The sequence below is a fragment of the Haloarcula japonica DSM 6131 genome (genome assembly GCF_000336635.1).
Taxonomy (GTDB): Archaea; Halobacteriota; Halobacteria; order Halobacteriales; family Haloarculaceae; genus Haloarcula; species Haloarcula japonica.
In genome coordinates, this window is record NZ_AOLY01000048.1 from 64,170 (window position 1) to 72,760 (window position 8,591).

Below are 8,591 nucleotides of genomic sequence, written 5' to 3' on the forward strand. Positions count from 1 at the left end.
TAACTATTGTGCCTCGTCAGCACATCGTCTTCACATTAGCTGATTCCACGCAAGGCTGAACGACCGAAGCCAATCGTCGACTGTTTCTGCCTCAGCGTTGCTGGAACAGTTTGAGAATCATATAGTTAGCTGTTTTTACCTATTTAAATACATGTTCTACAGCGTTCCGATTTCCATGTTTTTCGTATCTGAAATCGTATCCCTGTCGGTGACACGAAACTTGTAACGATTTGGAGCCACCGACGAGAAACACGACGTTGGCGACGCCGTGTTTTTCGCTGAGATTGGTGAGAATGGAATAAGCACGAACCGTCGCTGTGGTTAGTTTAAGACTTGTATGAAGCAATTTATTCGTTTATCGGTTGACGGCGGCGTACAGCCAGTACTTCTCATCATTGAGTTGTATCACGGTCTCATCAACCGAACCGTGATCCGGTGACCGGCCATCTTCGGGCTGTATGTCAGCCTTATGAATACAATTATCTACAGTCGAACGAGCGCGCTGGACACCGAATATATCAAGAGTACAAACAGTATTTGAAAATGATAGTACGGCTAGATGCAGCTGATACTCAACTCCATCAGCAGTCGCGGTGTCGCTTCTCGCTCCACAAAATCTGAGTTGAGTTGGTCCAGACTATCGCTGAGGCTAGCGTTTCGGGAGAGAGCACTCAGAAAACGCTACGCCTCACTCTTCAATCCTTATCTGAACGCTACGGAGTAGATAGGGCTAAGGTTAGTGAGAAATGAGTAGCTTACGATAAAACCAACAGACGGCGTGGGGATTTCACAACCGTTTTATATACACTCCTATCGGTGCTAGGTGGGTTCTGGGCCCTGTCCAATCGCGTTGGATTCGCCCACACGATTGCTTCGGGCTGGAATCCGTCGTCGAAACCGACGACTTCCGATGGTACGTTGTACCCCATTTCTCCCACCCCACAGCAACGTACCATTCCGTCGTATGATCGGCGGCGCTGTGCATTCCCGGGATGACTGGATTGCGTTGAACTGCTGCTATGTTAGCACTTGCCACAAAGAATATCACGAACGGTGTCTTATACATAGACGGGTTCTGGCACTCGATTTGGGCCTCTTCATACTTTGATCCCACGAGACTACCCCATGCCTCTGGTCCAGAACCCATTCGTGCCTCTGACTGCAGTGGGTGGCACACACGGTGCCCATCGCCACCCGTCATCCGCTTTCCTGCCGGAGCGCAAAACCAGTCCTGTCCAACGCCGCTTCCGAGGGTGAGTCGGTGGCTCCGCTCACTCCAGAGAAATATCGGCGAGTTCTTGGTGATCGAACAGCTGCCTGTCCGCTGGTACGTCCGGACACTCGCCAGCGATGATCTCTCTCGGCCACTGGCCAAATTTGTCGGAACCGAGCCGCAATTACGGGGACGGCTGGGGGACCGCTAATCCGAGCTACTTTTGTGCTAGGAGCGGTTCCATTAGCGGGGTATGAACGAGTTACGCACTGGATTGAGTTATGGCGACGTTCTTCTCGTCCCGAAGCGGTCACCGGTTGACAGTCGGAGCGATATCGACCTCTCGACGCCGCTTACTCCGACTGTCGAACTGGATACGCCGCTCGTCTCCGCTGCGATGGACACCGTTACGGAGGCAAAACTGGCAATCGAGCTCGGCCGGTCGGGTGGATTCGGGGTACTACACCGGTTCCTGACGCCCGAGGAACAGGCCGAGCAAGTCGAGCAAGTGAAGGAAGCCGGCGAACAGGTCGGCGCAGCAGTCGGCATCAACGAGGATTACGTCGCACGGAGCGCGGCCGTGATCGCGGCCGGTGTCGATGCGCTCGTCGTCGACGTGGCTCACGGTCACCTCGACCGGTCGCTCGATGCCGTCGAAACCCTCGCCGATGAATTTCCGGAGACCGACCTTATCGCCGGCAACGTCGCGACGCCCGCGGGCGTCGAAGACCTCGCCGCCGCCGGGGCCGACTGTGTCAAAGTCGGTATCGGTCCCGGGTCACACTGTACCACCCGGAAGGTCGCTGGTGCCGGCGTCCCCCAGCTAACTGCTGTCGATGACTGTGCGACAGCCGCCGAAGATCTGGACGTTACCATTTGCGCGGACGGCGGAATCCGAACGTCCGGTGACGCGGTGAAGGCCCTTATGGCCGGGGCAGACACCGTGATGCTCGGGAGCCTCTTTGCCGGCACGGAGGAAGCCCCCGGTGCGGTCGTCGAAATCGATGGGACGCGGTACAAGCGGTCGCGAGGGATGGCGACTACTGCCGCGGCCGAGGACCGTGACGACAAACAGAACAACGTCAGCGCTGACGAGGGTGTCGAAGCACTGACCCCGTACAAAGGCCCGGTCGCCGCCGTGGCTGAAGAGTTCTGTGCTGGCATCCGCTCCGGACTCTCCTACTGTGGCGGGCATACAATCGCTGCGGCCTGCGACAAGGCGGAGTTCATCCGTGTCGCCCAGAGTGCGAAGGAACGCGAAGGGTTCCACACGGACCACGACTGGGAAGGCATCAACGTGGAGAGTGAAGCCACACAGGTCCCCGACGCCGGCACCGAGGCAACCGTCGACAGCGACGACTAAACGGGGTATTGCTTTCGCACCTGCACCGCCGAATGCTTGTATTCGGGAATATCGGCGACTGGGTCGAGCGAATCACCCGTGAGGGCGTTTTCGAGCGGGGCAATACGATGGCTCTTGAACGGTATTGGGGCTGGCTTCCGGGATAGCATGGCAGACCGTGTTTGCGGTGGGTCGCCAGTTTCGAGAGGCACACCACATACTGTAATGGGACATCGCTCATAGTGCCGGTAGATGCGACCCGCTCTGACGACTGTGCAAGTTTTCGCGCTACTCGCGGTGGCTCTCAGTACACTGGTTTTCGCTGCGTAGTTTGCCATCGATACCACCAGCGCCCGTCCCGAGCCGGTGGCGTTCGATAACACTGTGCAACGCGGTGTTACGGCGGCCGACGAACAGATCGCCCGGAATCGGAGTATCAGCGTTCCGCGTACGCAAGTCTTCTACTCGCAGTACCGCTACGTCGTCGGCTACGTCGGTATCGGTCAGGCTGTGACCGCGCTCACGGAACCGGGCCACGAGCAGCAGTTCGGGTATCCACTCGCGGTGTACGTTTCAGATTACAGTGACCGGCCGGTCAGGTGCGGCGACGACAGCTCTCTCCGAACCGCCGCACCGCCGGACTGGGTCGAAGCGAATCAGGCCCACTACGTTGTCAACGGCTCAGCGCGGGTACCATCCGGTCCGGCGGTTGTGCCGTTCGCAGACCGGGACGACGCCGAAGCGTTCACCGATAGCTATGGCGGCCGAATCATCGACTGGGAAGCCCTCAAAACCCACTCGTTCGACCTCGAACAGGCGGCAGCAGTCCGAAAACAGGTTGGCCCGCGGCGAAGCGATGCGAATGCCACAGCAGAAGCGGCACGACAGCGTGGAAATCGGCCCGTCTCGGTCGAAGTCGGCACCGATGCTCCGACGGTTCAGGCGGCCGTCGATGCGGCCCCGCCGAACACGACGGTCGTCGTCCCGGCGGGCACGTACGAGGGGCAGGTGACGATAGACAAGCCACTCACCCTCAGCGGCCCCGGAGCGACGCTTGATGGGGGTGGCAACGGAACTGTCGTGACGGTGACCGCCGACCGGGTTGGCGTCACTGGGTTCGAAATCGTCGGCGTCGGCAACACAACGGTCGGCGACCCGACGAAATCCAACGACAGCGCCTGGGATGGGACCGTCACGACCGCCTACGGCAACAGCGACGCCGCCGTGACCGGCCGAAACGCGTCCGGGCTCTATGTCGCGAACCTCACCGTTGAGACGCCTGCAAGTGGCGTCGTGTTGCGGCGGACGCCCGATGCGGTCGTTGAGAACATCACGGTCAACGGGACGGCAGACTGGCAGGACGGGTTCATGGGCGTCATCGGGATGCACGGACCGGTTGTCGTGCAGGATTCGGTCTTCAACGGCGGGCGTGACGGCGTGTACCTTCACCGCGCCGACGGGACCGTCGTCCGGAACAACACGTTTCAGGACAACCGCTTCGGCGTCCACCTGATGTACACCTCACGGTCGCTCGTTGCGGACAACGTCGCCCGGGGGCAGGAGTACGCCGGTGTCGTCGTCATGACGAACCCCGTGGCGAACGCCATCGTCGGGAACGATGTGCGTCACTCCGGCAGCGGTGTCATGTTAGCCGGCTCCCGGAGTTATATTGCGCACAACGTGGTGGTCGGCACCACCCAGGCGATGTCGACAAACGCCGACCGGTCACTGTACGAGCACAACGTCCTCTACGGGAATGACATCGGTGTGCGGGCGTCGACAGTCGTCCCGTCGAACATCGTCACCGAGAACGATCTCATAGCGAACGACCGCCACGCCATCTCGGGACCGGGGCCGCTGCGTGTGTACACGTACGACGGCAGGGGGAACTACTGGAGCGGTGCGTACGACCTCACTGGCGGAACTGGGCCAACACTGGGCCAGTCCTACTCACCCACCGACTCTGTCGACCGCCGCCTCCACCAGACCGACGCTGCGGTCGTCCTCAGGTCGGCACCGGGTGTCCGGGGCCTCCGGGCGCTCCGCGGCATCACACCCGGATTCCGCCGGGGAAGCATTGTCGACAGGGCACCGCTGGCAGAGCCTGCGAATCCCGAGACCGTCAGGCGTCTTCGAAACGGGACAGCCATGGAGGAACCAGCATGACTGGCGAGACGTATCTCACTGCGGAGGAGGTCACGAAGACGTACGGCGATATGACGGCCGTCTCGGAGGTGTCACTCGACATTCCGTCCGATGCCGTGACCGGATTTATCGGCCCAAACGGGTCCGGGAAAACGACGCTCTTACGCATGCTTCTGGGCGTCGAGCGACCGACCAGCGGCACCGTCTCGTACGACGGACCTGCTGCCGAACGGCAACTGGGCTACCTGCCACAGCGGCCGACCTTCCGACCGGGGTTCAGCGTCCGGGAGACAGCCGGATTCTACGCGGACCTCGTCGATGACGACCCGGACCGACTGCTCGAACGTGTCGGCCTCGAAGAAGTGGCCAGCCGTCCCGTGTCAGGGCTGTCCGGGGGAATGACGCGTCTCCTGGGAATCGCACAGGCACTGGCCGGCGACCCGCCGATCGTGATGCTCGACGAACCGGCAAGCGGCCTCGACCCGGCGATGAGCCGACTGATATTCGACATCGTCGAATCGATTGCCGACGCTGGCCGTGCCGTGGTTCTTTGCTCGCACGAACTGCCGCTCGTCGAAGAGACGGCTGACCGACTGGTGGTCCTCGAATCCGGGCACCTCGTCCGAACCGGGTCGGTTGCAGCCCTACAGGAACAGACCGGCGGGCCGCTCCACGAGACGTTCACAGCGCTTCTGGATCAGGACAGAGCCACTATCGCCGCTCCAGAGGGGACACAATCATGATAGACGGAACCCGCTTCTGGACGGTCTTCGTCCGTGAGGTCCGCAGTGCCGTTAGGACACGCACCTATCTCGCTCTCGGGCTGGTTACGGCGATTGTCTTGTTCGGCCTCGCCCATGCCGGGGGCGGCCCCGCTGGCGGCTACGTTCCCACTGTCGTCGACACGCTTGTTGCGGTCGAAGTGCTCGTACCGACGCTTGCCTTCGCCGTCGGCTATCGCGCGATCGCCGACCCCGCTGTCCGCGGAGAACTCGATATACTCGACACCTACCCGCTTTCGACGTGGTCGTACGTCGGCGGGGTGTACGCGGGCCGCGCCCTGCTGTTGCTCGCTATTGTCGTCGTCCCATTATTGGCTCTGGGCGTCAACGTGGCGACGACCGCAGGACCGGAGACGACGGTGTTTGCGAGCCATCGCGGTGTCGACTCGCCGTTCCTGTTCATCCGATTCATCGCACTGACAGTCCTGTATGCGCTCTCGTCGCTGACTATCGCGTTCCTGCTGTCGGCGCTCGCCGGCAGCCGGGGCCGAGCGCTCGTGCTCGGACTCGCTGGACTGCTTGTCATCACCGTCGGAGGCGACTTGGCGGTGTTCGCGGGGCTTGATACCGGAGTCACCACGAGCACACTCGGCGGCGCGCTCGCCATGACTCCGGCGGGAGCCTACCGCGGACTCGTCTTTGATCAGGTCCTGTACGTCGCTGTTCCGGGCCGGTCAGCGTTCGTTCCGACGTGGGTCGCCGTCCTCTCGCTCCTGTTCTGGTGGGGACTCACATTCGTGGGGGCGACGCTTGCGACGGATGCGGCCTGACCTCAACCGTCGTCCGTTGCGGCCGCGAGTCCGTCGTCGACCAGCCGCGTGAACCGGTCGATGAGACGATCTGTGAGCGATGGACGCACCGCCGCGAGCAGCCGCCGTGTCTCATCCGGGTCGGTCAGAGCTACGACGACACGCCCCCGTTCGCCGTACGACTTTTCGAGTATCCCTGCGTCAGCCAGTGCAGAAACGTGCCAGGAGACCGTACTCCGGGCGACGCCCAGCCGGTCGGTCAGTTCGTCCGCTGACAGAGACTCCGCTTCCAGCAGATGCAGGAGAATCGTCCGCGCAGTCTCTCGCCGGGCAAACGCCAGCACACGTCGCTCCCAGGGCCCGTACTCCCGGCTGTAATAGTGCGTTTTGCCCTGAATCTCCTCGGCGACGACGTCGCCGGCACGGCGTAGTTTCCGCAGGTGATACTGTGCCTGTCCAGTCGCGATATCGAGATCCGCTGCAAGCGCGTTGAAATGGACTCCCGGTTTGGACTCGACGTGGGAGCGCACTTGCTCAGTAACCGTGGACATAGTCTTCAGTACGGCTTTCCAGCCACCGGGACAACAGGGTATCGGACGTTCTCACTGCGCGGGAACCCGCTTACATCCCGCCCACCAGTTTCCGAGTTATGTCCTCGGCGGGGAGGGTCTGGCCGCCGTACTCTTCGGCGAACGATTCGGCGTCCCCGCTGTCACCGAACGGCACGATAGCGGTCCCCATTGACCCATCAACATCCGAATTAGCGACGACTGTGAGTTGCCCCGCTGGGGCGAACGCCTCGGTCTCCAAGTACCGGGAGATGCTGGTCTTGCCCCCATCAGTCCGGACATCGTAGTCGGTTGCACTGTAATCGGTCAGGAACGTCTCCGCAGGCGTCCATCCCGACTGTTCTTTGGCGAACCGGTGGCGATACGTACAGGTCGTACTGCAGAACCGTGCCGGTGGGTCGTGTCCCTCGGGCGTGTTGTCCTGGTAGTACGTTTGACCGGTTGGACCCGGGTGCTGGTCGATGACCATCCCGCACTGATCACAGTTCTGGCCGCTTTGGATGCTGACCGGTTCAATCTCTTCACTGGTCCCCAGACATCCCGAGAGCGACACGACTGTCGCAGTCCCGACGATGAAGCGCCGGCGTGTCAATGTTTGGACATACTCAGACATACTAGATAGTACACTGAACAACACCAAATGGTTCATGGTGCGACCGTCGAAACGCCGGTCAGTCGGGAACGCTCGGCGGCGCGACCGAATAGATCGCACTCAGCACCAGCAGCGCGATGAGGAAGTCGAACCCGTGTTCGGTGAGGTGATGTACTACCATCGGGACAGCCCCGAGGACAGTCCCGATGCCGACCACTGACCGAAGGACCAGCAACCCGATAGCGACAGTCAACAGAACGTACGGCCGTGACCGGCGTCGGTGTGTACTGGCCGCTGCGACGAAAAACAGCGCCAACGTTCCGAGCGTAGCGAGTCCCAGCACGGCTATCAACATTGCGGATTGACCGGGACTAATCCAGTCAGCCGTCGGTTGAAACATCTCTCAGGTCACGTTTCGGGCGGTTGCACTGGAATCGGTTTCGGTCGCGGTCGCTTCCGTGCCCGATGCTTACTGCCGAGCTGAGTGGTCTGACACAGTTCCGCTGGTGTATGTCCGTTTGAAAGGGTCTCCGTGGGACCCTCTCAGGTAGCCACCAGCACCGGTCGTCCCGCGTTCTGGACGACCTGGTCGGTCACACTTCCGATCTGTTTCCAGTTCCATGCTGCGCAGTGCCTGGCTCTGCGTGTCGATCCGTATCGACAACAAAGACTGCGTAAAGCTCGGTACCGTGTTACTCGGCCCGTTCGAGCGCGTGTGTCGCTGTGCGGTTCGCGTCAGTACTGCCGTCGGTCGCAACCACAATTGTAACGTACGTAATAGGGGGAAACGGTCGTCTCACTATTTCAAGCCACTGACTACTATGGAATAATGACAATCTATTGTTATGCATGGCGAGCAGCTACAGTGCAATCAGTCAGACTTTGCCAAGATATCGCATTTCAATCGCTTAAACGCCGCTTCCTGTCACAGGACAGCCGCAGTCATGGTTTGATGTTCTCCCGGAAGTCGGGTGCCAGTCCGGCTTGTCGGATACCGGCGAAATCCGTTATCTCGAACTCGGAGAGTATGACCTCGCCGGAGGTGGTCGCCTGGAGCGTGTTGGGTCGCCAGGCGTTCTGTGTCATTGCCGTGATATCCGACCAGTTGTCGAGCCTGTCCGAGAATCTCATTAGATGTAGTTGACCAGCAAACAGAATGGCCACAATGCGAGTTTCAGAAAACAAACACCGATGGGAAT

7 protein-coding genes and 2 pseudogenes are annotated in these 8,591 nt (G+C 60.7%); 4 read left to right on the forward strand and 5 right to left on the reverse strand.

Going from position 1 to position 8,591, the window contains the following annotated elements:
* Positions 1-30 precede the first annotated feature (30 nt).
* Positions 31-675: pseudogene (locus C444_RS21600) on the reverse strand (IS6 family transposase).
* Positions 676-1,466: 791 nt separating this feature from the next.
* Here C444_RS21600 and C444_RS20905 point away from each other — a divergent pair.
* The 4 genes and pseudogenes from C444_RS20905 (at position 1,467) to C444_RS20920 (ending at position 6,252) form a co-directional block, all read left to right on the forward strand.
* A complete protein-coding gene (locus tag C444_RS20905; protein WP_004595125.1) occupies positions 1,467-2,576 on the forward strand; it encodes a guanosine monophosphate reductase in 1,110 nt (369 codons plus the stop codon).
* 231 nt (positions 2,577-2,807) lie between these two features.
* Positions 2,808-4,721 (forward strand): annotated as a pseudogene (locus tag C444_RS20910) (NosD domain-containing protein).
* A complete protein-coding gene (locus C444_RS20915; RefSeq protein WP_004595127.1) occupies positions 4,718-5,443 on the forward strand; it encodes an ABC transporter ATP-binding protein in 726 nt (241 codons plus the stop codon). Before C444_RS20910 ends, C444_RS20915 begins: the two are co-directional and overlap by 4 nt.
* Positions 5,440-6,252, forward strand: a complete 813-nt coding sequence (locus C444_RS20920) for an ABC transporter permease (RefSeq protein WP_004595128.1) — start codon at positions 5,440-5,442, stop codon at positions 6,250-6,252. The genes C444_RS20915 and C444_RS20920 overlap by 4 nt, the downstream gene beginning before the upstream one ends.
* 2 nt (positions 6,253-6,254) lie before the next feature.
* Here the strand turns inward: C444_RS20920 and C444_RS20925 are convergent, their stop codons facing one another.
* From C444_RS20925 to C444_RS20940, 4 genes are all read right to left on the reverse strand, one after another.
* Positions 6,255-6,782: a winged helix-turn-helix transcriptional regulator gene (locus C444_RS20925; protein ID WP_004595129.1), complete on the reverse strand. Its 528-nt coding sequence runs from the start codon at positions 6,780-6,782 to the stop codon at positions 6,255-6,257.
* Between the two features lie 70 nt (positions 6,783-6,852).
* Positions 6,853-7,413, reverse strand: a complete 561-nt coding sequence (locus C444_RS20930) for a nitrous oxide reductase accessory protein NosL (RefSeq protein WP_004595130.1) — start codon at positions 7,411-7,413, stop codon at positions 6,853-6,855.
* Between the two features lie 58 nt (positions 7,414-7,471).
* A complete protein-coding gene (locus C444_RS20935; RefSeq protein WP_004595131.1) occupies positions 7,472-7,747 on the reverse strand; it encodes a DUF7471 family protein in 276 nt (91 codons plus the stop codon).
* A gap of 587 nt (positions 7,748-8,334) precedes the next feature.
* The gene (locus C444_RS20940) at positions 8,335-8,523 is read right to left on the reverse strand and encodes a hypothetical protein (RefSeq protein ID WP_004595132.1); all 189 of its coding nucleotides are present in this window, start codon (positions 8,521-8,523) and stop codon (positions 8,335-8,337) included.
* Between the last annotated feature and the right edge of the window lie 68 nt (positions 8,524-8,591).